The organism is Aminobacter sp. SR38 (assembly GCF_014843375.1).
Classification (GTDB): Bacteria; Pseudomonadota; Alphaproteobacteria; order Rhizobiales; family Rhizobiaceae; genus Aminobacter; species Aminobacter ciceronei.
Genome location: NZ_CP062120.1, coordinates 143,778 through 167,907, shown reverse-complemented (window position 1 = coordinate 167,907; position 24,130 = coordinate 143,778). Strand labels below are relative to the sequence as shown.

The 24,130-nt window shown below is 65.1% G+C and carries 16 protein-coding genes and 6 pseudogenes; 8 read left to right on the top strand and 14 right to left on the bottom strand.

What is annotated here, in order from left to right:
- Positions 1 to 70: 70 nt before the first annotated feature.
- Positions 71 to 1,384: pseudogene (locus IG197_RS35885) on the bottom strand (Tn3-like element IS1071 family transposase); the annotation flags it as partial.
- A 136-nt stretch (positions 1,385 to 1,520) separates the two neighbouring features.
- On the opposite strand from IG197_RS35885, the pseudogene IG197_RS35880 reads away from it, so the two are divergent.
- From IG197_RS35880 to IG197_RS36590, 3 genes and pseudogenes are all read left to right on the top strand, one after another.
- A pseudogene (locus tag IG197_RS35880) lies at positions 1,521 to 2,734 on the top strand (NAD(P)/FAD-dependent oxidoreductase); the annotation flags it as partial.
- Positions 2,735 to 2,842: 108 nt separating this feature from the next.
- The gene (locus IG197_RS36595; protein WP_246765567.1) at positions 2,843 to 3,292 is read left to right on the top strand and encodes a transposase zinc-binding domain-containing protein; all 450 of its coding nucleotides are present in this window, start codon (positions 2,843 to 2,845) and stop codon (positions 3,290 to 3,292) included.
- A 251-nt stretch (positions 3,293 to 3,543) separates the two neighbouring features.
- The gene (locus IG197_RS36590; RefSeq protein WP_256441302.1) at positions 3,544 to 4,383 is read left to right on the top strand and encodes a transposase; all 840 of its coding nucleotides are present in this window, start codon (positions 3,544 to 3,546) and stop codon (positions 4,381 to 4,383) included.
- A 107-nt stretch (positions 4,384 to 4,490) separates the two neighbouring features.
- Here IG197_RS36590 and IG197_RS35870 read toward each other — a convergent pair whose 3' ends face one another.
- From IG197_RS35870 to IG197_RS35860, 3 genes are all read right to left on the bottom strand, one after another.
- Positions 4,491 to 4,868 carry a ring-opening amidohydrolase gene (locus IG197_RS35870; protein ID WP_246765566.1) on the bottom strand — a complete coding sequence of 126 codons (378 nt, stop codon included), beginning with the start codon at positions 4,866 to 4,868 and terminating at the stop codon, positions 4,491 to 4,493.
- Between the two features lie 261 nt (positions 4,869 to 5,129).
- Positions 5,130 to 5,492 carry a nucleoside deaminase gene (locus IG197_RS35865; RefSeq protein ID WP_371746641.1) on the bottom strand — a complete coding sequence of 121 codons (363 nt, stop codon included), beginning with the start codon at positions 5,490 to 5,492 and terminating at the stop codon, positions 5,130 to 5,132.
- Between the two features lie 546 nt (positions 5,493 to 6,038).
- Complete coding sequence (locus IG197_RS35860; RefSeq protein WP_192321905.1) at positions 6,039 to 6,458, bottom strand: hypothetical protein; 420 nt, start codon at positions 6,456 to 6,458, stop codon at positions 6,039 to 6,041.
- Between IG197_RS35860 and IG197_RS35855 the strand changes: the two are divergent.
- A pseudogene (locus IG197_RS35855) lies at positions 6,435 to 6,731 on the top strand (IS21 family transposase); the annotation flags it as partial. The gene IG197_RS35860 and the pseudogene IG197_RS35855 overlap by 24 nt on opposite strands.
- On the top strand, positions 6,721 to 7,563 hold the full coding sequence (gene istB / locus IG197_RS35850) for an IS21-like element ISAav1 family helper ATPase IstB (protein WP_019372643.1): 843 nt from the start codon (positions 6,721 to 6,723) through the stop codon (positions 7,561 to 7,563). The pseudogene IG197_RS35855 and the gene istB, both read left to right, overlap by 11 nt.
- Positions 7,564 to 7,822: 259 nt before the next feature.
- Here the strand turns inward: istB and IG197_RS35845 are convergent.
- The 7 genes and pseudogenes from IG197_RS35845 to traJ form a co-directional block, all read right to left on the bottom strand.
- Positions 7,823 to 12,168, bottom strand: a pseudogene (locus IG197_RS35845) (zincin-like metallopeptidase domain-containing protein).
- A gap of 3 nt (positions 12,169 to 12,171) precedes the next feature.
- The gene (locus tag IG197_RS35840) at positions 12,172 to 12,561 is read right to left on the bottom strand and encodes a protein TraD (protein ID WP_006122510.1); all 390 of its coding nucleotides are present in this window, start codon (positions 12,559 to 12,561) and stop codon (positions 12,172 to 12,174) included.
- A gap of 21 nt (positions 12,562 to 12,582) precedes the next feature.
- A complete protein-coding gene (locus tag IG197_RS35835; protein WP_011114056.1) occupies positions 12,583 to 14,646 on the bottom strand; it encodes a DNA topoisomerase III in 2,064 nt (687 codons plus the stop codon).
- 10 nt (positions 14,647 to 14,656) lie between these two features.
- Positions 14,657 to 15,189, bottom strand: a pseudogene (gene traF / locus IG197_RS35830) (conjugative transfer signal peptidase TraF).
- Complete coding sequence (locus IG197_RS35825; protein WP_000694765.1) at positions 15,186 to 17,099, bottom strand: type IV secretory system conjugative DNA transfer family protein; 1,914 nt, start codon at positions 17,097 to 17,099, stop codon at positions 15,186 to 15,188. Before IG197_RS35825 ends, traF begins: the two are co-directional and overlap by 4 nt.
- Entirely contained in the window at positions 17,096 to 19,336 is a 2,241-nt protein-coding gene (gene traI / locus IG197_RS35820) for a TraI/MobA(P) family conjugative relaxase (protein ID WP_011117146.1), read from the bottom strand. Before traI ends, IG197_RS35825 begins: the two co-directional genes overlap by 4 nt.
- A 34-nt stretch (positions 19,337 to 19,370) precedes the next feature.
- Positions 19,371 to 19,745: a conjugal transfer transcriptional regulator TraJ gene (gene traJ, locus IG197_RS35815; RefSeq protein ID WP_000426567.1), complete on the bottom strand. Its 375-nt coding sequence runs from the start codon at positions 19,743 to 19,745 to the stop codon at positions 19,371 to 19,373.
- Positions 19,746 to 20,117: 372 nt separating this feature from the next.
- Here traJ and IG197_RS35810 point away from each other — a divergent pair.
- From IG197_RS35810 to IG197_RS35800, 3 genes and pseudogenes are all read left to right on the top strand, one after another.
- Positions 20,118 to 20,514: pseudogene (locus IG197_RS35810) on the top strand (TraK family protein).
- Positions 20,514 to 21,239 carry an ArsA-related P-loop ATPase gene (locus IG197_RS35805; RefSeq protein ID WP_011114058.1) on the top strand — a complete coding sequence of 242 codons (726 nt, stop codon included), beginning with the start codon at positions 20,514 to 20,516 and terminating at the stop codon, positions 21,237 to 21,239. The pseudogene IG197_RS35810 and the gene IG197_RS35805 overlap by 1 nt, the downstream one beginning before the upstream one ends.
- Positions 21,239 to 21,679 carry a conjugal transfer protein TraM gene (locus IG197_RS35800; RefSeq protein WP_000718516.1) on the top strand — a complete coding sequence of 147 codons (441 nt, stop codon included), beginning with the start codon at positions 21,239 to 21,241 and terminating at the stop codon, positions 21,677 to 21,679. The genes IG197_RS35805 and IG197_RS35800 overlap by 1 nt, the downstream gene beginning before the upstream one ends.
- A 202-nt stretch (positions 21,680 to 21,881) precedes the next feature.
- Here the strand turns inward: IG197_RS35800 and kfrC are convergent, their stop codons facing one another.
- The 3 genes from kfrC to IG197_RS35785 all read right to left on the bottom strand — a co-directional run bounded on the left by kfrC (position 21,882) and on the right by IG197_RS35785 (position 24,113).
- Positions 21,882 to 22,535: an IncP plasmid survival protein KfrC gene (gene kfrC, locus IG197_RS35795; protein WP_000826922.1), complete on the bottom strand. Its 654-nt coding sequence runs from the start codon at positions 22,533 to 22,535 to the stop codon at positions 21,882 to 21,884.
- Between the two features lie 28 nt (positions 22,536 to 22,563).
- Positions 22,564 to 22,911, bottom strand: coding sequence for an IncP plasmid survival protein KfrB (gene kfrB, locus IG197_RS35790; protein WP_000664557.1), 348 nt, complete (start codon positions 22,909 to 22,911; stop codon positions 22,564 to 22,566).
- Positions 22,912 to 23,081: 170 nt separating this feature from the next.
- A complete protein-coding gene (locus IG197_RS35785) occupies positions 23,082 to 24,113 on the bottom strand; it encodes a DNA-binding protein (RefSeq protein WP_011114059.1) in 1,032 nt (343 codons plus the stop codon).
- Between the last annotated feature and the right edge of the window lie 17 nt (positions 24,114 to 24,130).

Here is a 24,130-nt window from a genome sequence, read left to right as displayed (position 1 = left end):
GTTGTCGTGTAGACCGTGTTTTTATGCAGCCTCGTTCAACTGCATTTCTTGCCTCTCCGGATTGAGTGTGTTCCCGGTCTGGGCTGGAGATCGAAACCTGCCAGATCATTCCCAGACTTGGTGCCACCACTTCAACTGGCAGCTTTCTGGATCCTTTGAGATATAAAGCTTGCAGCTTGGCAAGGTACTCGATGGCAGGATGCTCGCCGGTGGCCTGCCAGGGCAGCTTTGCAATGGCGACGAGCAACGACCGCACGGGGCGAATTCCATCAATCAATCCCTCGCGGACCAGGGAGGCCCTGCTCGGTGGTTTGCGTTTCTGGGTTTCGGTGATCAAGGCTTCAAGACGGGCACGCAACTCAGCATCTGGCACCGCACCTTGCGCGCTCAAGGCAACAAGTTCGCCGAGCAGCGTTTTGTACATTGCGGCCCAATTGACGGTAGCGGGGACATCGGCGGCAGCCTGACGCCACAGATCGGCGATCCGGCGCTGCACCATAAGGATCAACTGGTCTGTGGTGGTGAACAGGCAATACCGAAGAAAGCATGCGACCTCCACGGTGCGCGCTGGCTCTTTGATCTTGGCTCCGGCTGAGGGCGGCCTGGAGACAAGTCGGCGCGCGTAGCGGCGCAAGATGAGATCGGGGATGTCTGCCAGGTGCTTATGAACGTCCAGCGTGTAAAGCAGGTCGATGCGCTCCAGTACCTCGCTGATTTGGCGGGTTGAGTGTTTCGCCGGTGCAGCCCATAGCCAACTCTGCTGGGTTTGTCCATCTGGGCGCAGCTCTGAAACTGAGGCTCGCCAGCGATCAAGTGTTGCTGGATCAACGCTGGCGGCGATGGCGGTGCCTGTTTCAACTTCAAGCTGGGCAAGTGCCGCCGCAATCAGTGTCCGAATTGCCCGCTCGTGCACGATCACCAGCTTGTTCTTGTACAGCCATTGACGCGCCCGCACGAGTAGCTGATCGCGGTCGGCGCAGCGCGCCACTTCGTCGCGCAGTTCACGTACCAGTGAGCGGCGCTGGTGCTCGCTCATCCACTGGAATCCAAGGACCGTGCAGGCTACTTGTTGGTGATCGAATAGCGTGCGCCCGCGTTCATACATGGCTCTCAGCGAGGCGACTTCTGGTGCTGCAATGCCAAGCTCGTTGCCAAGGTGGCGCCACAAGGCTACTGGAATTACCCGAAAGGCACCGAGCAAACGCCCACTCATGCGCAGGAAACCAATATGGAGCGCCAGACCAAGCTTGTGGGAATCACCTCGGCGTGCATTGATTGCGTCGCGCTCGGCACCATCGAAGGTGAAAAATGCCTTCATCTCGAAGTCGCTGATATCGCGGGGGAGCCCACGCATCCCCAAAAACGTTGTGTGCCAACCCTGCATCGTGAACCTCAAAAGTGGGAGGCCACCATACCCGTTTACAAAGCGAACAGGAAAGTCAATGAAATCAACGGTCTACCCAGACCACCCCCGCGCCAGTGCTAGCTTTGCGTACCGTCACTTATTGCACTGAAAACGAGGAGACCCCGCCATGGCCAAAATGCGCAAGGTCACCACCGTTCGCGGCTACGGTGCCTTTGTCGGCGCCAACCACCTCGAAGTGGAAGAAACCACCGGCACGGGCCAGGAGAAGACGGGCACCAAGAAGGTCATCGCCTTCAAGCGCGCCATCATCGCCGCTGGCAGCCAGGCCGTGCGCCTGCCGTTCATGCCCAACGACCCGCGCGTGGTCGATTCCACCGGCGCGCTGGCGCTCAGCGGCGTGCCCAAACGCATGCTCATCCTGGGTGGCGGCATCATCGGCCTGGAAATGGGCACGGTGTACAGCACCCTGGGCGCACGCCTGGATGTGGTGGAGATGATGGAAGGCCTGATGCAGGGCGCCGACCGCGACCTCGTCAAGATCTGGCAAAAGATGAACGCCAAGCGCTTCGACAACATCATGTTGAAGACGAAAACCGTCGGTGCCGAGGCCACACCTGAAGGCATCAAGGTCACATTCGCGCCAGCGGAAGAGGGCGGCACCGCCCCCGAGCCACAGGTGTACGACCTGGTGCTGCAGGCCGTGGGCCGCACGCCCAACGGCAAAAAGATCGCTGCTGAAAAGGCTGGCGTGGCCGTCACGGACCGTGGCTTCATCAACGTCGATATCCAGATGCGCACCAACGTGCCGCACATCTTTGCCATCGGCGACATCGTGGGCCAGCCCATGCTGGCGCACAAGGCGGTGCATGAGGCACACGTGGCGGCAGAAGTGATTGCCGGTGAACTGCAAGGCAACAAAGAGCTGGCAAGCGCCGCCTTCAACGCCCGCGTGATCCCAAGCGTGGCCTACACCGACCCTGAAGTGGCTTGGGTGGGCCTGACGGAAGACCAGGCCAAGGCCCAAGGCATCAAGGTCAAGAAGGGCCTGTTCCCCTGGACGGCCTCGGCCGCGCCATTGCCAACGGCCGCGACGAAGGCTTCACCAAGCTGCTGTTCGACGACAGCCCCGAAGCAGGATCAGGAGACGGCCATGCTGGCCGGGGCCACGGCAAGATCCTGGGCGGTGGCATGGTCGGCACCCACGCGGGCGACATGATCGGAGAGATCGCGCTGGCTATCGAGATGGGTGCGGACGCAGTGGACATCGGCAAGACCATCCACCCGCATCCGACGCTGGGCGAGAGCATCGGCATGGCGGCGGAAGTGGCGCATGGCAGCTGCACGGATGTGCCGCCTGCGCGCAAGTAAGTCCGCAGCCAAGCTACCCTGACAAGGCCCGAACTGGCGACGGTTCGGGCCTTGTGCTTTGCGTACCCAAACAATCGCCGCAGAATACTGTGCATTTGTACAGCATTCATGTCAGCCACTTCCAAGCCCAAGCTCTACAACCCACGCCACCCCGAACGCACGCTGCTGTACCAAACGGTAGCCGAGCACTACGAGACCTGGCTAGAGTTGGCCAGCGCGGGTCAGTTCGACGGCCAGGGCGACCACCACACCCCCAAGCCCTTCGTGCGCAAAGCGTTTGCCAAGTATCTTGAGTGCGGCATCTTTGCCCATGGCTTTGCCCGCGCTCGCTGCGGCGACTGTGGGCACGACTACTTTGTAGCCTTCTCCTGCAAAGGCCGGGAGTCTGCCCTCGTGCACCACCCGGCGCATGGTGGAGACAGCAGCGCACCTGAACGATCACGTATTCCCCGCCTGCCGGTGCGCCAGTGGGTGCTCTCCGTGCCCAAGAGGTTGCGGTACTTCATGCAACGCGACGGAGCGGTGCTGAGCATGGTGCTGCGCATCTTCTGCGGGTGATCGCACAAACTCTGCAGACCCACAGCCCCGGTGCGGCCCATATGGACAAGGCAGGCCTGCACATCGGTGCCATCGCCTTCATTCACCGATCGGCTCCAGCTCAATGAACACGTCCACTTCCACGTTTGTGTGGTGGACGGGGTGTTTGAGGAAGTGGAGGGCGAGGGCGATGCTGATGCGACCCCTCGAATCTCATCGCCGGGTGTCATCTTCACGCGGCCACCGGCATCGATGCGGCTACCGTGGCCCCAGTGCAGACCACACTGCAAAAACGCATCCTGCGCGCCTTCGTTGCTCGGGGCCTGCTGGAGAACTGTGACGCCAAAGACATGCTGGGCTACAAACACAGCGGCTTCTCGGTGGACGCCGGTGTCTGCATCGAAGCCCACGACCGCGCTGCGCTGGAGCGGCTGCTGCGCTATTGCGCGCGTCCACCGTTTTCCATGGAGCGCCTACGCAAAGAGGGAAGCAAACTGGTGTACCGCTGTGCCAAACAGCGCAGCGAGCCCACCAGTGACAAGCGTGGTGCCAAGGCAGATGAGCTGCACCTCACACCGCTGGAACTGATCGACCGCATCGCCGCGCTGGTGCCACCGCCACGCACCCACCGGCACCGCTACTTTGGTGTGCTGGCACCAAACTCGCCGCTGAGAGCGGCGGTAACGGCGCTGGCCCAGCCTGCTGCGTCGCAACCAGCCACGGTGGAGACTGCACAACCTGGCGCGGGCGTACCTGGGGTGGCGGCGCCGGGCAACGCGGCCACACCCACACCCGAACCTGAAGCACGCCCGAAGCGAGCGGCGCATTACTTGTGGGCGGTGCTGATTGCCCGCATCTACGAGGCATTTCCGCTGCTGTGCCCCATGTGCGGTGGGCAGATGCGCATCATTGCCTTCATCACCCACAGCGCCGAAATCCGCCACATCCTGAACCACATCGGGGTGGAGTCTGCCCCCCCGCACATCACCCCGGCACGCGGGCCACCGCTGTGGGAGGGCTGCGACGCGCCGGTGGATGATGGTGCGCAAGGCGAGCCGGATTGGGATCTGGCAGCTCAACCCGACGAGGTAGACCAGCGCGTCAATTGGTGACCCAGTGAAGCGGCGGTATCCATCGCTGCGGGGAAGCAGCTGCACGCGCGCCAGGCCCAAATGCATACTGCCTCCCAAGCTCTTGCCATTGAGCGGCAAGCGAGCGCTCAACCTTCCTTGGCCGAACGTGTTTCGAGGCCCAAAACTCGTGCCATACTTGGCCTCATGCGGTTGAATTTCCTATCCGTGGGCACATCAACGTCAAAGAATACAGTGAGATGAGGAGAAATCACTCCTTCACAGCCACCCGACATGATGATCGGCACAGCATCCACCGCAGTCATCTCCATGAATTGCTGCAGATAGTGCCGCAGGGCTGCTGTGGCGAATCCGCGTGTAGTCGTTGACGCAGCCGTTACCCTCCGTCTTCCCGAGAATACCCGTGATCTTCCTGTGAGGGATACCGCCGCCGCAAGCGCTCGGTCGAGCGCCCCTACATCGTCCGGCCCAGACTGCGCCACTTTTATAAGCGATGACGTATCCATAGGTGAATCAGATTAAATTCCGCAAAGCTAGCCGCCCAGTACTCGTTTTCTAGCCGTGGCCCGATCAGTCATGGGCGAAAGACAGAAGCTGGTTCAATCGTCAAATCAAGTCGATGGCACGCGACACTCGCGTGTTGCGCGGCGAGCCTCCGCGAGCTGCCCTTACCCGCTCAATAAGATCCTCATCGAAAGGAATTTTCTGAAGCCTCGTAAGACCGTGGACCGCTTCACTACCGAGTTTGGCCGCATTGTACATGGCGGTCACACCCCTGCTTGCGCAAAAAAATTGCCACCATCTTCCCGGATCAGCTCACGCTGCTGCGTGATCATACGGGAGAGCAGTTCCGCGCAGGCCTCACTGCGGGTGTGCACGACCTCGACTCCTAGCTCCCGCAGACGATCTTCACCCCACTCGCGAACGGTTGGGGTGCCGATCACGACCTTGGGAATACCATATAGGATCATCGCTCCTGTGCACATTGGACAGGGCGAAAGCGTCGTGTAGAGCACAGTTTCTCGATAAAATTCCGGCGGTTGCCGACCGGCGTTGGCGAGCGCAGTCATTTCTGCGTGATGGAGAGTGCTGCCGGTCTGCGCCCGGAGATTGCGTCCGCGTGAGACCAGCTTGCCGCGGTGGACGAGTACCGATCCGATGGGAAGGCCTCCTCTAGGAAACTTGCTTCCGCCTCCTCGATTGCGATCTGCAGCATGCTTGATTCAAATTTCGTGTGTTCCATAGGTTATTTTTAGACCTGTCAGGCAAAGAATAGATACGAACACCGCATTGAGCACAGAGTAACCCACTCGCGACCCAATCGCCTTCCAACCCGGGTGCCCGATGTAGATGCTCGTCGGAAACGGGCTGCCGAACGCGCCCGTGAGAATCGACGATACGCCATTATAAAGCATTGAAGGCAGCATCGGGTAGCGATCCCCGGCGCCGTCGCAGATTCAATGTTTTGCAGGAGATGATCACACTGATGCATCCGATGGGGAGAATTACAGGCAGAAACAGGGGAAGCATCGAGAACGAAGCGACCAGATCGCCCAACACAGGAACTGGCGGATAGAAAGCGAGGCGGGCATCAGCGAGGTTTCCGACCGGGACTACCTGCGCGCCTTGGACAAAATGGAGCATCCACGCTAGGCCAGTGCCGGTCACCAGGATGATCAGGCCGGAAGGGATCCCACCCTTGATGCGAAGCCGTCCAAAATAGAACAGAAATGTGACACCGAGTGTGACGAGCCCGAGAAGCGGAGAGGCGTAGGCACGAAAGAAAAGTCCATCGAAAGGAAACAGAGGCCAATGCCTCCAACGGGTGCGAGCAGCGCAGCCCGTGGCGTAAATCGACGGATACTCTCCGCCACGAAACTGCCGAAGAACTCGATGAGCCCCGAGACGAAACAAGCCAGTATACCGGCCCGCCAAGCAAAGATAGCGACATCATCCCCGGTCAATCCCTGTGCCTCGCCGATGAATTTCGCTGGGTAAAGTACGAGGAAAACAAAGGCGATTAAGGTGATGATGTTGATGCCGAACGGCAGTGCACAGACGTCGCTTCGCCCCTGCAAGCGCACCTGCTTCGCCACCCTGGCGGCGACCGGGTGATGGCCCAGGTGCTCATGGCCATCACCCTGCACGGGCTCGATGACGTGCTGGTGGCCGTGGAGTTGGCGCTGCAATCGGGCCGCGTGAGTGCCGACCATGTGCTCAACGTGCTGGCCAGGCTCAAGGAGCCCCAAGCCGTGCAAAGCCTGCCTGAAGCAGCCTTGCCTTCACTGACGCTGCACGAGCCGCCTCAGGCCGACGTGTCGCGCTACGACAGCCTGCGCCAGTCCCAGGAGGATGACCATGTCCAATGACATCGCAGCAAGCCTCAAGGGCTTGAGCCTGCACGGCATGGCCAGTGCCTGGCCGGAACTGCTGGGCATCGCCCGGCTCAAATCGCTCGACCACGAAGCCCTTCTGCATCAGCTCATCAAGGCCGAGGGCGCGCACCGGGAAGTGCGCTCCATGGCCTACCAGATGCGGGTGGCCCGATTCCCTCACCACCGCGATCTGGCTGGCTTTGCCTTTGATCAGGCCCAAGTGGACGAGGCGCTGGTGCGTCAGCTGCACGAGTTCAAGTTCATCGACTCAGCCCACAACGTGGTCTTCGTGGGCGGCCCAGGCACGGGCAAAACACACCTTGCCACAAGCCTGGGCGTTCATGCCATCCGTGCACATGGTAAGCGGGTGCGCTTCTTCTCGACCGTCGAGCTGGTCAATCTGCTGGAGGCCGAGAAAGCTCAAGGTAAGGCCGGGCAACTGGCACATCGGCTCATGTACGTGGATCTCGTCATCCTCGACGAGATGGGCTATTTGCCCTTCAGTCAAGCCGGTGGGGCCTTGCTGTTCCACCTGCTGTCCAAGCTGTACGAGCGCACCAGCGTGGTCGTCACCACCAACCTGTCGTTCTCGGAGTGGGCCAGCGTGTTCGGCGACGCCAAGATGACCACCGCGCTACTCGACCGACTCACCCATCACTGCCACATCGTCGAAACCGGCAACCAGAGCTGGCGCTTCAGGCACTCGACTGCACAACCGTCTTCGATCATCAGAGCCACACGAACCAAAACGGCCAAAGGAGCACCCCAGACAGATCACGCAGTAGACTTATCCACATCCGAACAGTCCATTTCTTCGTCAACTTAGTGGCTCAGTTTTGGACGTGACGCCTGGCTCAGTTTTGCTCGTGATTCAACACAGACCACCCCCGCGCCAGTGCTAGCTTTGCGTACCGTCACTTATTGCACTGAAAACGAGGAGACCCCGAGCGAGGCGAAAACCGCCTCGGGTGTCCGAGGCGGCAAGTCTGCATGCGGTTCAGGGAGGAAGAAACCGCGCCGGCGATCAGGGAGGAAAACCGCGCGGCCTGATGTGCAGCTCGGCCACTTTAGCCGGATTTTTCGACTTATCCGATGCGAGCGGCCCGCCGTGGGCGCTGCTCGATCTGCTGTTGCTTTTTCTCGACGTGCTTCTGCTCCTGGTGCTGCTGCTCGTCGCGCTGCACCTGGCTGATGGCCGCGCCGATCTGCCGCTTCACGCCCTCGATGCCCAGCTCGCTCTTGTGCGCCAAGTCGTTGAAGTCGGTGTGCTGCTTCATCGTGGACAGCGCCGCGATCTGCGCGCCGCTCAACATCGACGCCTTGAGCTTGGCCGCCTCGTCGCCGGCCAGCTCGACCTTGCCGGCGGCGGCGTCGGCAAGGCGCTGCTCGGCGCGCAGGTGGGTCTTGAAGCTGTCGGGCGTGATGGCGGGCAAGTCGCGCGGGTAGGTGTTCTCGGCCGGCGCGAAGATCGGGAAGATCGCCTTGCCGCCCACGGCCTGGGCGGCCGCCTCGGCCTTCTCCCGGCCGGGGTTGTTGCCGTGGGTCATGACCAGGTGCCGGTCGTCGTCGCCGGCGATGATGACCGGCTTGTCCGGGAACTTGGCGTGCAGCGCCTTCGCCACGGCCTCAAGGTTGCCGCTGTCGAAGGCGGCGACCGTGGCGTGGCCCACGGCCTCGGCCACCTGGGCCGCCGTGGCGTAGCCCTCCGAGATCACCAGCGCCGGCGCGGCCGCCAGGGCGTCCATGCCGCCGACCGGGTGGAAGCATCCTTCCTTCTTCGAGTCCTTGGCGAACCGCTTAGTGCCGTCCTCCTGGATGTATTGCATCGTCCATTGCTTGCCCTCTGCGTCGAAGGCCGGGATGTAGGTCTTCTGGCCTTCGCGGTCGGTCATCACGCCGGCCTGCGCCTGGATGCCTTTGGCTTGCAGGTAGGGCGTCGGCTGCTCGATGGGCACGAGGTCGGCCATCTGCCGACCGACGCGCTGCGCGGTGGCCTCCTGGGCCTTGTCCTGCTCGACGGCTCGCTGTGCCAGCTTCTCGGCCGCCTCGGCCTGGAGCTTGGCCTTCTCCTGGTCGCTCAAGGCGTAGCCCTTGCTCTTCCAGGTAATGTCCGTGCCGGTCTTGTTGTTGATGATCCGCCCGGCCGGGTGCCCGTCCAGGTGGCCCACGTAGAAGCCATCGAGCGCGCCCTTCTTGCCGCCCTCGACCGGCACGCGGTGCCGCTTGCCATCCATGATCGGGTGATCGCCCTGGGCGTTGCTGCCGGTGAACAGGCCGGCGCTGCGCATGGCCTCGGCGAACTCTTCCCTTGGCGTCATCGCTGGCCCTTGCTGGGCCTGCACGTTCTCGGGCTTCCAGCGTTCGAGCTTCGCCGCGTCGGCGCGCGGGCCGACATACCAGGACTTCGCGGCCTTGTCCCAAAGCGCGCCGGCGGCCTTGGCCGCGTTGCGCTGCTCGTAGGGCACGGCCAGGTACTGGCGGGCCTGCTGGGCCTGCTGCGCGGGCTTCTGCGCCTCGCCCTGGGCTTCGGGTGCCGGCTGGGCCGAACGCGGCTCTACGGCCGCTGTAGCGGCTCCCTGCGCCCATTTGGCGAAGGGAGCGGCATCGGTGCCCGGCGGCACGTACCAGGACTGTTGCTGCCGATCCCAACGCGCCCCGAGGCTCTTGGCCTCGTCCTTCTCCTTGTACGGCACGTTGATGTACTGCCGTTCGGGCTTTCGGCCTGCGGCTGCGCCTGCTGCCGCTCGCGTTCCTGGCGCTCCAGCTCGGCCGCGCGGCGCTGCGCGTCGCTGTCGTTGAGCATGGCCGACGCCTCGGCGGTCTTGCGTGCCTCTTTAGCGGCTGAAATGTCCTCTTCGGTCGCGTTGGGGTCGCGCCGTACACGCTCTTCCTGCACGCGGGCCAGCTTGGCGGCGCGCTCGTGCTGGTTGTCGGTGCCCAGCGCATCGACCAGGTGCAGGCGCTCGGCCAGAGCCTCGGCCTGGCCCTCGGTGCGGGTGCCGGCGACGAAGGCAAAGGCGTCCTCGCCGAACTGCGCATCGGCCTTGCGCGCGTAGACCTGGAACGCCTGCGGCTCGATGCCGGCCTGGGCGGCATCGACGGTCTGGCCGTCCTGCTCGGCCACGCCGACGATGCGCAGCTCTCCGCTCCAGTCGGGCGGCAGCTCAACGCCAAGGTGTTGACGGGTCGCGTCGGCGAACGCCTGGCCGTCGATCTCGCCGGCGGCGAGCTGCCGGCGCGCGGCGGCGGCCTGCTCGATGCCCTGCACCGCGTCGGCAGGATGGGCGGCCAGCAGGGCGGCCGCCTGGTCGTTGGTCGGTGGGGTCATGTTCGCCTCCTGGTCTGCGACGGCCGCTTGCTGCTGGGTCAGCGCCGGCAGGGCCATCAACTGGTCGGGCGCGTAGTTGTTCAGCTCGTCCAGGCTGCGAACCTGGTGGGGTTCACCGTCCTGGTCGTGGAACGCAAAGATGCGCTGGCCGTCGCTCCACCTGGCTTCGGCGTCGATGCTCGACACGATCTGTTCGCCGTGCTGCTGGAGCTGCTGCGCGAGGTGGAGCTGTTCGGCCATGTTGGCGAACTCTTGCGCCAAGCCCTTGCGCTCCAGGTAGGCGTTGTCGGTGTCGGTGTGGCTCGGGTCGATGCCGAACACCGGCGACAGCCGGTCATGCGCGACCGCGTAGAACTGCTCGGGATCGGTGCCGGTGATGCTGCCCACGGTTTCGAGGCCACGGCTGCGCAAGGCGTCTTCCAGGGTGTCGCCCTGGAATGCCTGGTAGTGGCTGAAAGACACGTCCGGGTTGTCCAGGACTTCGGCAATGTCCACGGCCAGGGCCTGGGCCACGGCTTCGTCCTGGGCCTGGCTCTGCTGCTGGTCTTGCTCCTGAACCTGCTTCTGCTCGAAGGCCAGCACGTAGTCGTGAATCTTCTCGGCATCGGCGGCCGCGCGGAACACCTCCAGCGGCTCGTCTTGCAGCGCCTTGATCCACGAACCCACATAGGCGGCGTGCTGGCCCGGATCGTGGCCGATGCCCAGCTCGTCGCCGACGATCATGGAAGCGATCTCGGCGCGCAGCTCTTCCTTGGCGTACCCCTCGCTCCCGAACGGGTGCGCCAGGTCGCGGTCAAGGCGCGAAGCGTGGCCCGTCCAGTGGCCCAGCTCGTGCAGCGCGGTCGCGTAGTAGCGGTCGGAGCTGGGGAACTGGCCGCGCTCCGGCAGGGTGATGCTGTCGGTCGAAGGGCGGTAGAACGCCCGATCACCGGCGGCGTGGGTGATCGTCGCGCCCGAGGCTTTCAGGATGTGCTCGGCGCGCTCGACGGCGTTCCAAGTCTGTTCCTTCTTCGGCTGGAGCGGCGGCAGGCCGTCGATCTGCTCGCCGTTGAACACGGTCGCAAAGAACACGCGCGGCCGCTCCAGCATGACGGTTTCCTTGACCGGCTGGCCCTTCGCATCGAGGACGGGCCGGCCGCTGTCGTCCAGCTTGTCTTGCTCTTCGCTGAACTTCCAGTATTGAACCGGCGTGCCTTTCTCGCCCTTGCGAACCTGCGCGCCCACGGCGGCGGCCTGCTTGTAGGTCATCCAGCGCGCATCGCTGCGGCCCTGGGCCATCAGGTGGATGGCGTTGATCCCTTTGTACCGCTTGCCGGTGGTCGGGTTCATCGGCAGGTAGGCGTTGGGTTCGCCCGGCTCCCACGGCTTTTGCCACGGTGCGGTGCCGGCCTTGAGCTGCTCGATCAGCTTTTCGGCCACGACTTCGTGAAACGGCTTCTTCGGCTCCATGTTCTCGTCCCTTCGGAATAGCTCGTTGAACTGAGGGAAGTTCTGCTGTGTCCGGGAACGGTCGCGCAGGCCCTGGGCGACCATGCACACGATGTTGTGCAGGTCGTCGGCCTGCATGGGCCGCACGCGGGCGATGCAGGTTTCCGTGAATGACTGTTGGCCGCGCTGCTGCACCTGGTCGGCGACCTGGTGCTGGCTCGGCTCGATGCCCTCGCAGTGCAGGGCAAACACTTCCTCGGCGCGCACGTCCAGGGACTGGCCGGCATAGCGCCGGTTCACGTCATCCCATAGCGGCTTGAGGGTGGGTTCGTTGCGGGCGGCCGCCAGGCCGTCCAGCAAGGCGCGCTTCTCGCCCGGCGCGAAGGTGTTGGCCCCGTAGTGGCCTAGCACCTCGTGCCGCAGCGTCATCAGTAGGTCGCTGGCGCTCTCGACGTTCTGCAAGGGCACGTCCACGCGGCCACGGTAGGCGCGGCCGGCGTGCAGCGTCTCCTTGGGCACGTAGCCGCCCTTCATGTCGGCCGGCACCTCGGCCGCTCGCGGCCCGTACAGCTCGGCCGCGTCCTCGCGGAACTTGTAGGCCAGCTCCAGCGCGCCGGGGTAGTCGCGGACGAAAGCCCGCGTCACCCCTTGCGCCTCGGCTTTCGTGATCGGCATGGGTCAGCCCTCCGACGCCTTGCGCGCGGCGGCCTGGGCAACCGTCTCGCCGGGCCGCAGGTCGTACAGCTCGCGGGCGTTCGTGGTGGTGATGAACGGCGGGATGTCGGCGCTCGGGCCTTCGTCGTCCAGGAATGCCGGCTCCAGCGCGCCATCGACTTCCACCAGGTCGTCGCCGCTCGCGGCGGCGTCCTGCTCGGACAGCGCGTCCTCCACGAACGCGCCCACGCGCTCGGCTTCGTCGGGGTCGAACTCGACCTGGAAGCCGGGCGTCAGCGCGTCGGCCATCTTCTCGCGCACGGCCTCGCGGCCGGCGGCGTCGTCGTCAACCGGCGGCAGGACGGCCAGCGGCTCGTCGTGGGCGGCGGTGTTGGTGGTGGTTTGCTCGTTCATGGTCGATCTCCTTCGCTGTGGTCATTCGGATGCCGGGCCGTTGCGGCCCTTGCTGTAGTCGGGCCGACCCTTGAGGTCGGGGTAGGTCTGCTTGCATGTGGGGAAGTTGCTGCAACCCCACCAGAATTGCCCCTTCTTCTTGCTCGGCCGGCGCGACAAGCCGCTGCCGCAGGCCATGCACTTGTGAAGGGATGACACCGGCGCGGCTTCCTTGCCGCCGGCGATGGTCACGGCTCCGCTGTTGGCCTTCGCCACCTGGTCGCGGATGAACGTCTCTTGCTTCGTGATGAAGGCGTCCAGGGCGGCCGTGCCCTGCTCGACGCCTTTCAGCATCCGCTCGTAGAGCGCGGTCAGCACCGGGCTTTTCACAACCTCGGGCAGCGCGTCGATGACGCTGCGGCCGAGGGTCGTGCTGATGATCTGCTTGCCTTTGACGGCCAGGAACTCGCGCCGCTTCAACTCGGAAATGATCGACGCGCGGGTGGCCGACGTGCCGATGCCGTCGCCCTCGCGCAGCATCTTCTTGTGCTCGGCATCGCTGACGAACTTGTGGATGTTCTCCATCGCGCGGATCAGCGTGCCCTCGGTAAAGCGCGCTGGCGGCTTCGTCTTGGCGTCCTTGCGGGTGGCGTCCGTGCAGGTCACGGCGTCGCCCTGGGCCATCGACGGCAGGGCCTGCGTGCCGCTGTCGTCGTCCTCGTCCTTCTCGCCTTCCTCGTCGGCCTGGCTGTACACGTCACGCCAGCCGTTGCGCGTGACTACCTTGCCGCTCGCGGCGAAGTTCTCGCCCGCGATCTCGACGCCCACGGTGGTCTGCATGTACTCGTGCAGCGGGTAGAACTGCGCCAGGTAGGCGCGCACGATCAGGTCGTAGATGTTGCGCTCGCGCTCGCTGAGGGCGGCCTTGCTGCCCTTCTGCATGGTCGGCACGATGCCGTGGTGCGCGGTGATCTTCGAGTCGTCCCACGTCTTGGACTTGATACGCGGATCGGCACCATCGACCAGGCCGGCCAGTTCGGGGTTGACGTGCTTGATCGCCTCCAGCACGCGCGGCGCGTCGGCGTGCTGCGACTCCGGCAGGTAGGCGCAGTCGGTGCGCGGGTACGAGGTCAGCTTGTGCGTCTCGTAGAGCGCCTGGCAGGTGTTCAGCACGTCCTCGGCGCTGTAGCCGAACTTGGCCGAGGCCAGTGCCGTAATGTCGGACAGGGCGAAGGCCAGCGGCTGGTTCTGCTTCTTGGCCTCCTGTTTGTACGCGGCGATGGTGCCCGGCTGGCCCTTGACGGCGGCCACCAGGGCGTCGGCGACGGCGGTATCGACAAGGCGGCCTTCGCTGTCCAGGCCGGCTTGATCCTCCTTCGCCTTCCATGCGGCGGCGAAGCTGCCGCCGGCGTGCTGCACCACCGCCCGGATGGTGTGGTACGGCACGGCCTTGAATGCCTCGATCTCGCGGTCGCGGGCGACCACGAGGGCCAGCGTCGGCGTCTGCACGCGGCCCACGGTCAGCAGGGCGCGCGAGCCGCCGCGCTGCGCGCGCAGCGTGTACGCGCGGCTGAGGTTCATGCCGATCAGCCAGTCGGCGCGCTGCCGCCCGCGTGCAGCGTCGGCCCAGCCTGCATAGGTGGTGTTCTCCTTCAACGCGGCCAGGCCGCGCTTGACGGAAACGGAGTCCTGCGCGCTCACCCAAAAGCGGCGCACCGGCTTGCTGTTGCGGAAGTGCTCCAGCACTTCGTCAACCAGCAACTGGCCTTCGCGGTCGGGGTCGCCGGCGTTGACGATCTCCTTGGCCTCCTTGAGCAGCTTGCCGATCACGGCGAGCTGCTTCTTCGCGTCGTCCTTGGGCTTGAGAATCCAGCTCTCGGGGATGATGGGCAGCTCATCGACGCGCCAGACCTTCTTGCCGGACTGGCCGCGCGGCACGTCATCGGGCGTGTACTCGTCGGGGTCGGCCTGTTCGAGCATGTGCCCGAAGCACCAGGTCACTTTGTCGGTGCCGCACTCGATGAAGCCGTCGCCCTTGCCGGTCGCGCCCAGCTCGCCGGCGATGGCCTTGGCGACGGACGGCTTTTCTGCGATGAAAAGGCGCATGGTGTGTCTCCTACCAGGTGATGACCGGACGGATCACGGTCTTGATTTGCGAACGATTGATCGGGCCGAAGTAGCGGCCGTCGAAGGATGTGGCGCTCACGTCCGACATAAGCAGCACCTCGGAATTGCCGAGCGTGTAGCTGTTGGACTGATAGCGCGGCAGCGGCCGACCGGCCTTGTCGGCCTTGATCGGCGCGCTGAGGGCAGCAGCTCGCCGTTGACGCGCACGCCGTCATCGGCGACGGCGACGGCATCGTCTTTAGCGGCTAAAACGCGCTTCATCATGTAGCCGTAGCCGCCCTGGCAGAAGCCGGCCCCGATGTAGCCCCTCTCCTTGGCGTCATCGAACACGCCGAGCTGCGGCGGGCAGAAGAGGACGTAGGCCCCCTTCTCCACCGGCGCGCTGCTCGTCCAGTACAGGCCGACCGGAATGCTCTTGGTGGTGTTCACGCGGGCACCGGCGGCATAGCCGCCGGCCAGCAGCAGGGCGGCCACGCCCGCGATGACGACGCCTGCCGCGATGCGTTTCAGGATGCGGCTCATATCGTGATGCCCTCCCCTTCCGTCTCGGCCTGTGCGACGGCGCGCAGGCGGTCGCTGACCTTGGGCGCAGGGATCGCGGCGCGTGCCGAGAACACTGGGTCTTTGAAGTACAGGGGTTGCTTGCCGTAGATCGCCGGGTAGCCCGCGACGTAGATCACCATGTCGCCGGCTTCTTCGATCTCGCCCTGGGCGTTCTTCTTTGGCCCCGGCATGCGCAGGCATTCGTCGGGCGTCAGCAAGGGCCGCTGCACTTCCTGGTAAGTGCGCGACACCTGGCCCAGCATCGCCGCCGTGCGGCGGCCGCTGGTCGTGATCTGCTCCTTCACCACGGTGGTCTGCCCGGTGAGGCGGGACAGGTGTTCGGCCGTCTCGACGCGGTTGGGCGGGTAGGCGTTCTGCACGTGGCAGTTCGACGTGATGCTTTCGTCGTGGCCGTAGCCCGTCTCGCGGCTCTTGAGCTGGTTAATGTCCTGGCAGATGAGGTAGCACTTGATGCCGTAGCCGGCCACGAAGGCCAGCGACTCTTGCATGATCTCCAGCTTCCCGAGGCTCGGGAACTCGTCCAGCATCATCAAGAGCCGGTGCTTGTAGTGCGCCACCGGCCGGCCGCCCTCGAAGTCCATCTTGTCGGCCAGCAGGCGCACGATCATGTTCACCATGACGCGCACCAGCGGCCGCAGGCGGGCCTTATCGTTGGGCTGGGTGACGATGTAGAGGCTTACCGGGTCGTCCTCGTGCATCAACTGCTTGATGCGGAAGTCCGACCGGCTGACGTTGCGGGCCACCACGGGGTCGCGGTACAGGGCCAGGTACGACTTGGCCGTGGACAGCACCGATCCGGCTTCTTCCTCGGGCCGATCCATCATGTCGCGGGCCGCCGAGCCGATGGCGTGATGGTTCTGGCCGTCTACGTGCCCGTAGGTCGCCATTTCCATCCAAAGCTCGCCAATGTCCCGGTTCGGGTCGGCCAGCATCGCATCGACGGACGGCAGCGTGGCGGTGCCGCCATCGTCCTTGGCCTTGTACAGCGCGTGCAGGATCACGCCGACCAGGAGCGCGAAGGCGGTCTTCTGCCAGTGCGAGTCCAGGCCCTTGCCGTCCGGGTCAACGATCAGCGTGGCAAGGTTCTGCACGTCACCCACCTCGTATTCGGTGCCGAGGCGGATTTCGTCCAGCGGATTCCAGCAGACGCCGCCCGAGGTGCTGGCCGGCTCGAAGCGCAGCACCTTGTTCTTGGCGTGCTTCTGCCGCCAGCCGGCGGTCAAGGCCCACAACTCGCCCTTCAAGTCGGTGATGACGCTGCTCGCGCCCCACGACAGCAGCGTGGGCACCACCAGGCCGACGCCCTTGCCCGAGCGCGTGGGCGCGTAGGTCAGCACGTGCTCGGGGCCGCTGTGCCGCAGGTAGAAGAAATTGCCGTCCTTGTCCTGCCAGCCGCCCACGTACACGCCGGTAGCCGTGGGTGCGGCCTTGCCGGTGACGATCTCCAGGACGTTGCGCTCGCGTGGCAGCAGGCCGGCCGCCTGAATGTCCTTCTTCTCGGCCCAGCGGGCCGAGCCGTGCAGGTACTCGTTCGCCTTCGAGCTGTTGGACGTGACGACCTTCGCCACGGCCACGCCCAGCAGGCCCACGGTCGAAACCAGCATCCCCATGCTGCCGGCCTTCATGATCTCGTCCGGGTACTGGCTGTACCACTTGTACGTCCAGTGCAGGATCGACCAGGGCGCGTACACGTGGCCCACGTTGGGGCCGAGGGTCGCGTGATAGGCGAACGTGTGGGCGAAGAACTGCGTCGCGGCCTGGAGGCCGCCGACCATCGAGGCCGCGCCCAGCACCGGCAGCAGCTTGCTCGGCTTCGGTTTGGCGGTTCGGACTTGCGGCCCTACCGCGTTGTTCATCTTGATCTTCATCTACTCCTTCCTTTCGACGTTTTGATGGAGCCTTTCGCGGTGATCGAGACGGCATCGCCGACCGCGATGCGCGTCAAGCGCCGGGCCGTGGCCTGGTCGATGGGCATAACCATGACCTCATCACCTCGTTTCAAGAGGGCCAGCGCCTGGCCCTCGATAGTCCTGGTGCCCTGGAACGTGAGCGCACCATCACCGGCAGTATATCGGGAATGCTTCGGTATATCGAAACCTTTTAGGCGCTTTGCCTCGCGTTCGGCGATGTACTTGTCGGCGGCGGCGACGCCCGGCGGCGTCTGGCCTACTCCTGTTCCTGGCCGAGAAATTCCCCGTCGCAGTGCGTGATCTGGTTGGGTTCCTTGCTGCTCCACGTGACGAGGAACATCACGCGGCAATAGCACTTCACTTCCGCCGGCGATGCGAACCACACCGAGTTCGGACAGTGCTCGCAAACGGTGCTGGCTTTGGGGCGGCGGTTTTCTTCCAAGGCGTCCAACGTCGGGCTTCCGGTGGACGGTGGCGGCGTGAAGGCCGGCGTCGGCGCGGTCGCCTCGGCCGGCGGCTGGCCGGCCGTCGCCTGCTCGGGCGACGGCTGCGGCTCCGGTAGCGTGCTGGTCGGCAGCGGGCCGCTGTCCAGGGCCGCCAGCGCCGCGTCCAGTTCGTCCTCGATGCTCTGGTCTTTCGGTTCGCTCATGGGTGTTCTCCTTGTTCAAAAGCGCCTGCCGCCGGCTCTCAAGAGCCGGATCGGTGAAGGTGATGGGTAGCTGGGAATCGACGGCGGCGCGGATCATCTGCGCCTTGAACTCCACCGTGCCGTTGACGGTGATGCGGTTGCCGTAGCGTTGCATCGCCAGGCGCAGGGCTTCTTGCAGCCCTTCGCGCGTGGCCTCGCGGGAGACTTGCAGGCGGTCACCGTCATCGCGCACGGCGCTCATGCCGGCGCGGAAGATGATCGTCCCCTTCTTCGTGATGTTGTCCACCGCCGGCGCGTGGCCGGGCTTCGCCTGGCCCTCGCCCCGGATGGTGTTGCCCTTGAGGCCCTGGGCCGCCTCGCGGGCGCGCAGGGCGGCCAGGGCGTCGGCGCCGCCGTGCTGCGCCTCCTTCTTGAGCCAGTCGGCCCACGTGCGCCGGCGGTGCTCGGCGTAGAGGGCCGTGCGCTCCTGCTGGAACTGCTTGTTGATCGCCTGGATTTCGCTGCGCAGGGCCTTGCTCGCCTGGGCGTACAGCAGCTTCTTGTTCGCGCGGCCCTCGCCGACCACCTTAATCGTGGCGCGGCGCAGGCGGTTCGACCTCTTGGCCGCCTCGATCAGCCGATCCTTGCGATGCCGGGCGCGCTCCAGGGCCTGGGCGCGCGCCGTGGTCAAGTTCTGCTGCTCGGCCTTGTACTTCGCGTACAGCTCCACGGTGTTGACGCGAAGGCGGATGGGGTCTTTGCGGTACTGCCGCTTCGCGGTGGTTTGCGCCTGCCGTTCGGGCGAAGCCTCGAACGGGCCAAGCCGCGCCTCCAGGCTCGGCTTGGAAAGGTCGCGGGCTACTGTGCTCGCCTTCACCATCGTTCCGTCGCCGGCCTCGAACACGAGGCCATTGGCGCGGACGCGCAGCTCCATTCCGTTGTCGCGCATGACCTGGTGCAGTTCCTGCCAGGACTGCGCGCCCTTGATCTCGTCCAGGCACTCGCGCTTGACCCAGCCGACCAGGCTTTCAACGCCGGCATGCCGCTCCATGTCGGCGGCCCGGCCCTCCGCGCCGCGCTTGCGCGGCTCGTGGTTGTCGCGCTCCAGGCCGTAGTCGCGCTCCAGGGCCGTGCAGAGTTCCGCCAGCGCCCGGTGCGGGTAGTACGGCTCGTGCATCGTGTGCCGCGTCGGGTGAATCTTGTTGATGGCGATGTGGATGTGCAGGTTGTCGGTGTCGTTGTGGACGGCACTGATTCGCTGATGCTCGCCATAACCCAGCCCGACGCAGATGCGTTCCTCAATCGCGCGCAAGGTGTCGGCGCTGGGCTGCTCGCCGGCCCGGAAGCTGACGATCAGGTGGTAGGTCTTGTCGCCCTTCGCGCGGGTGTTCGTGTGCTGGGTCGCCAGCACCTCCGTGATGGCGTCCTGGATGGAACCGGCTTCGCAGTTCGTCGCCTGCACGTGGCCCAGCCGGTGGTCTTTGCTTTGGGCGTCGGTGATGTAGTTCGCCAGGCCCGCGAAGTCGCTCTTGCCAAGCGAGCGCATCGGCACGTGCTTGGCGATCATGGCCGCCCCTCCGGCTTTTTAGCCGCTAAAGAAGTCAAGGCTCGGCCCTCGGCTGAACCACGGCCTTCATGATCCGGCTCATTTCGTCCTGGGTGGCCTCGATCCGGCCCAGCAGGGCCAGGATGGTCGCCTCGCCGAACTGGAGCGTTCGCACGTCATCGGTCAGCCAGAGCTTGAGCAGGCCGCCAAGGCGGCCAAGGTCGCCGTTGACGCGCACCAGCTCGCGCACGTGCTGGTAGTCCATGACGCCCTTGATCTGGTAGCCCTGGCCCACGTCGCGCAGATAGCGCGCCACGCTGACGCCCGCCCTCTTGGCGTTCGCCTCGATCTCGTCTTTCTCTTCGGGGAACACCGGCACCCGCAGGTGCTGCCGCCGCCGGCGGCCGTGTTCCTTTTCGTCGTTCTCCATGCCTCGCCTCGTCTCTCATGCCGGCGGTAGCCGGCTGCCTCGCAGAGCAGGATGACCCGTTGAGCGCCCCCGGCGCGAATAAGGGACAGTGAAGATAGATAACCGGCTCGCCGGTTAGCTAACTTCACACATCCTGCCCGCCTTACGGCGTTAATAACACCAAGGAAAGTCTACACCAGCCATTACGATTTATCCGCAACTATCGCGCTATCAGGCCGCAAAAGCAGCAACGGATATAGCGAAACCGCCACAATGGCCCATAATGCCGCTATCGAAGCGTGCCAATGCACGCCGATAGCGGACTTTTTGCGTTGCCGTAGCGCCGCTTAGTAGCGTTACATTTGCGATGAGAGGATTAGATGGACGAACACGATGCCAAAGACCTACCCCGAAGAGCTGGCTGAATGGGTGAAGGGACGGGAAGCCAAGAAGCCGCGCCAGGACAAGCACGTGGTCGCGTTCCTGGCCGTCAAGAGCGACGTTCAAGCGGCGCTCGATGCGGGCTATGCGATGAAAACGATCTGGGAGCACATGAAGGAAACCGGCCGGCTGCGCTGTCGGTACGAAACCTTCACCCAGCACGTGAAGCGGTACATCAAGGCCGCGCCGGTAGCTTCCCCGCCGCCTCCCGCCACTCCCCCGGACAGCCAGCCCAAGGGCGCGAAGCCCGAGCCGAAGGCCGCCCGCCGGCCTCGGAATCAAGAGTGAGCCGCCCAAGATCGGCGGCTTCACGTTTGATGCGACTCCAAAGAAAGAGGATTTACTGTAATGGCGAAAATTCACATGGTTCTGCAAGGCAAGGGCGGCGTCGGCAAGTCGATGATCGCGGCCACCATCGCGCAGTACAAAGCCGGCAAGGGACAGAAGCCGCTTTGCATCGACACCGATCCGGTGAACGCGACGTTCGAGGGCTACAAAGCCCTCAACGTGCGCCGGCTCAACATCATGGACGGCGACGAGATCAACACCCGGAATTTCGACGCCCTGGTCGAGATGATCGCGTCGGCCGAGGGCGACGTCATCATCGACAACGGGGCCAGCTCGTTCGTGCCGCTGTCGCACTACCTCATCAGCAACCAGGTGCCGGCGCTGCTCCAGGACATGGGCCACGAACTCGTGGTGCATACGGTCGTCACCGGCGGCCAGGCCCTGGTGGACACGGTGAGCGGCTTCGCCCAGCTCGCCAGCCAGTTCCCGGCCGAATGCCTGTTCGTGGTCTGGCTGAACCCGTATTGGGGGCCAATCGAGCACGAGGGCAAGGGGTTCGAGCAGTTGAAGGCGTACACGACCAACAAGGGCCGTGTGTCCGCCATCATCCAGATTCCGGCGCTGAAAGAGGAAACCTACGGCCGCGACTTCGCCGAAATGCTCCAGGATCGGCGCACCTTCGATGAGGCCCTGGCCGATTCGGCGCTCACGATCATGACGCGGCAGCGGCTCAAGATCGTGAAAACCCAGCTCTTCGCCCAGCTCGAAAACGCGGCGGTGCTCTGATGGCGGCCGACGACAAGATCGAGGAGCTGATACGGGAGATCGCGGCCAAGCACGGCATCGCCGTGGGCCGCGACGATCCGATCTTGATCCTCCAGACCATCAACATGAAGCTGATGCAGGACAGCGCATCGGCCCAGCAGGAAATCTTGGACGCCTTCAAGTCGGAACTGGAGTCCATCGCCCACCGATGGGGTGATGACGCCAAGGGAAAGGCGGAAAGGACGCTCAACGCGGCGTTGGCGGCCAGCAAGGACGCCATGACGCGGGGAATGCAGGAGGGCGCGAAGGCGGCCGCCGAGGCCGTGCGGCGTGAGGTTGAGGCGGTGACGGCGCAGCTCGTCGCGCCGATCCGCGAGGCGCGGCGCGTCGCCATGATGAACATGGTCGCGGCCGGCATGGCGGTCGTGGCCGCCGGCCTGGCCCTGTGGGCCTCGCTGTAGATGGCGATGCGGGATCTCATCGTCAGAACTGGCGATGGTCGACCGCGCCGGCGGCATCGCCAGGTTCGGCGATGCTGGCCAGCTCCCGGCATCGTCGCTTGTGACGATGCTGCAGGATGATTCCACCAGGCCCTCGGCGGGCCTCCCTCGCCAGAAATGGCGATGCTCGAGAAAAAAGCCCGGCGACCGCCGGGCTTCGTTTTTATGCGGGCCTGGCTGACAGGCCCAAGGACTGCGATCTCCCTGGCCGCTCCTGGGCCTGGGATTGCTTGCGCTCCTGCTCCTGCTTGCGCATCAGCAGCTCATGCCGGCGGGCGGCCTCGCGCATGGCATCCCAATCGGAAGCCAGCTCGGGGTTCTCGGCGCGCATCTTGCGCGTCGCCAGCTCTTCGATCTTCGGCGAGTGCAGGCCCATGCCTTCCTTGATCTCGCGGACGGCCTCCAGGCGCGCGTGAAGCGTCTGCAAGCGGGCCTGCTGCTGCGCCTGCTGGTTCTGCCAGGCTCGCTTAGAGCCGGGCAAGGAAAGCCGGCCAGGCGCGGACGCCTGGGTCTGCTGCAAACGGGCCTGCTGCCGGTCGATCAGGTTTTCTAGCCTGTCCTCGATGTGCTCCACCTGGTCGTGCTTGGCCTGCACGTAGAGCGCCAGGGTTTCGGGGTAGGACTGCTCGACCGGGGCCGCCTCTAGGGTGGCCTGCTGCTCGATCTCGGCCGCCTGGGCGGCCTCCAGCAAGTCGGCTCCGGTGTCCTCGCGCGAAGCGCCGAAGGCGGCACCGCCGAGGGTGGCCGGCGCGCTGACGCGGGCCGGCTTGGTGGCGCGGCTCTCGGTGCCGCTGCCGGGGATGGTGAGTCGTTTCAAGGGCGTGCCTCCTTTTTAGCCGCTAAAGCTACATGGAGCGCCCCCGCGTCAGTTTCGGGGCCTCTGCGGCGACTGCCGCCTTGCCCTGGGCGTTGTAGCTGATGCTCTTTGCGCTCCCAATTTCAGGTACTTTATCGAAATCTGACCGAGCGTGCATGACAAAGTTCTTGCCGATCTGCTGGTACACGTTGGTGGCGTCGGCATGAACGATCACGCCGGCGTGGGTCTGCTTCTTGTCGGCCGCTTGGGCCGTGTACAGGTTGTAGATGCCGGGCTTCAACGCGCCCGCCTTGTCTACTTTCTGATTCGTCCAAGCGCCGTCCTTTTCGGCCTGAACGATGCGTTGACCGTTCATGACCAAGAGGCGTTCTTTCATCGGGCACTCCTATGGTTGCCGTAGTTCTCAAAAGGGTGATGGTGGCCCCATGCAAGCCGCGCTCCAACAAAAAAGCCGACCTCGGCAAAGCGAGGCCGGCTCTTCCCAGCGGCCGGGTTGTGCGTTTTGTCAGGGTTCCAGGGTAATTTTAAGGAAAACCAACCGATTTATCAGGTCTTTTTGCGTCCGCCGCTGGTCGGATCGGCCGCCCGGCCTTGCGCCATGACGGTTTCCAGGGCCTCCAGCCGGCCGCGAAGCCCGGCCGCTTCCTCGCGGGCCTGGGCAGCGTCGCGCTTCGCCTGGTCGCGCTCGCCCTGGGCGGCGGTCAGCCGCTCGGCCTGGCGGTGTGCCTCGGCCGCCATCGCCTTGCGCTGCTCCTGGTGGGCCTGCTCGGCCGCCTCGGCCTTGGCCTGCACCTTCACCAGCTCCGCGCGCACCTGGTCGCGCTCGGCGGCGGCCGCCTCGGTGGCCTTCCGCTGCTCGGCCTGAGCGGCGCGCGCCTGGTCGGTCGCCTGGTTCGCCCGCTCCAGGTCGGCACGCAGCTCGCCGGCGCGGCGCTCGATCTCGGCGGTACGGCTGTTCGCGGCCGCGAGGTCGGCCCGCAGGGCCTCCACCTGGTCGGCGCTGGCCGTGGCCCTCTCCTGGGCCTTGTCGCGCTCTGCGCGCGCCTGGCGGGCTTCCTGATGGGCGTGATCCAGCTCCGTGCGCAGCTCGCCGGCCCTGGCCTCGGCCGTGGCCGCGCGCTCGCTGGTCGCCGCGAGCTTGCCGCGCAGCTCGTCGGCCTCGCCCTTGGCGGCCGCCTCGACGGCCTCCAGGGCCGCGATGCGGGCCTTGGCCTCGTCCAGCTCGCCGGTGAGCTGGTCGGCCAGCTCTGCGGCTTCCTGGCGCGCTGCTTCCGTCTCCTGGCGCACGGCCTCCAGCGCCTCGCGCTCGGCGGCCAGGCGGTTGTTCGCCATTTCCAGCGCCACGGCCCACAAGTCGCCGCCCAGCTCGGCCAGCTTGTCAGTGATCGCCTGCGGTGCCGGCTCGCGGATCGGGGCGGCCTGGCTGGCCTTGCGTGCGCGCCACTCGTTCATCGCCTCGCTGATGGTGGTGAAGCTGCCGCTGCCGAGCTGCTTGCGCACGTTCGCCAGCGTGGGGTTCTGGCCGGCCGCGTCCAGTTCGTCGGCCACCGCAAATATCTGCTCCTTCGAGATCGCCATGTCGGGCCTCCTTTGGC

Bases quoted from the DNA above. Each gene is read 5' to 3' on its own strand.
- traI (WP_011117146.1), bottom strand. From the start codon at position 19,336: ATGATCGCCAAGCACGTGCCGATGCGCTCGCTTGGCAAGAGCGACTTC.
- IG197_RS35870 (WP_246765566.1), bottom strand. From the start codon at position 4,868: ATGGATACGTCATCGCTTATAAAAGTGGCGCAGTCTGGGCCGGACGAT.
- IG197_RS35835 (WP_011114056.1), bottom strand. From the start codon at position 14,646: ATGCGCCTTTTCATCGCAGAAAAGCCGTCCGTCGCCAAGGCCATCGCC.
- IG197_RS35825 (WP_000694765.1), bottom strand. From the start codon at position 17,099: ATGAAGATCAAGATGAACAACGCGGTAGGGCCGCAAGTCCGAACCGCC.
- istB (WP_019372643.1), top strand. From the start codon at position 6,721: ATGTCCAATGACATCGCAGCAAGCCTCAAGGGCTTGAGCCTGCACGGC.
- IG197_RS35840 (WP_006122510.1), bottom strand. From the start codon at position 12,561: ATGAACGAGCAAACCACCACCAACACCGCCGCCCACGACGAGCCGCTG.
- IG197_RS35785 (WP_011114059.1), bottom strand. From the start codon at position 24,113: ATGGCGATCTCGAAGGAGCAGATATTTGCGGTGGCCGACGAACTGGAC.
- IG197_RS36595 (WP_246765567.1), top strand. From the start codon at position 2,843: ATGTCAGCCACTTCCAAGCCCAAGCTCTACAACCCACGCCACCCCGAA.
- IG197_RS35800 (WP_000718516.1), top strand. From the start codon at position 21,239: ATGGCGGCCGACGACAAGATCGAGGAGCTGATACGGGAGATCGCGGCC.
- traJ (WP_000426567.1), bottom strand. From the start codon at position 19,745: ATGGAGAACGACGAAAAGGAACACGGCCGCCGGCGGCGGCAGCACCTG.
- kfrB (WP_000664557.1), bottom strand. From the start codon at position 22,911: ATGAAAGAACGCCTCTTGGTCATGAACGGTCAACGCATCGTTCAGGCC.
- IG197_RS35805 (WP_011114058.1), top strand. From the start codon at position 20,514: ATGGCGAAAATTCACATGGTTCTGCAAGGCAAGGGCGGCGTCGGCAAG.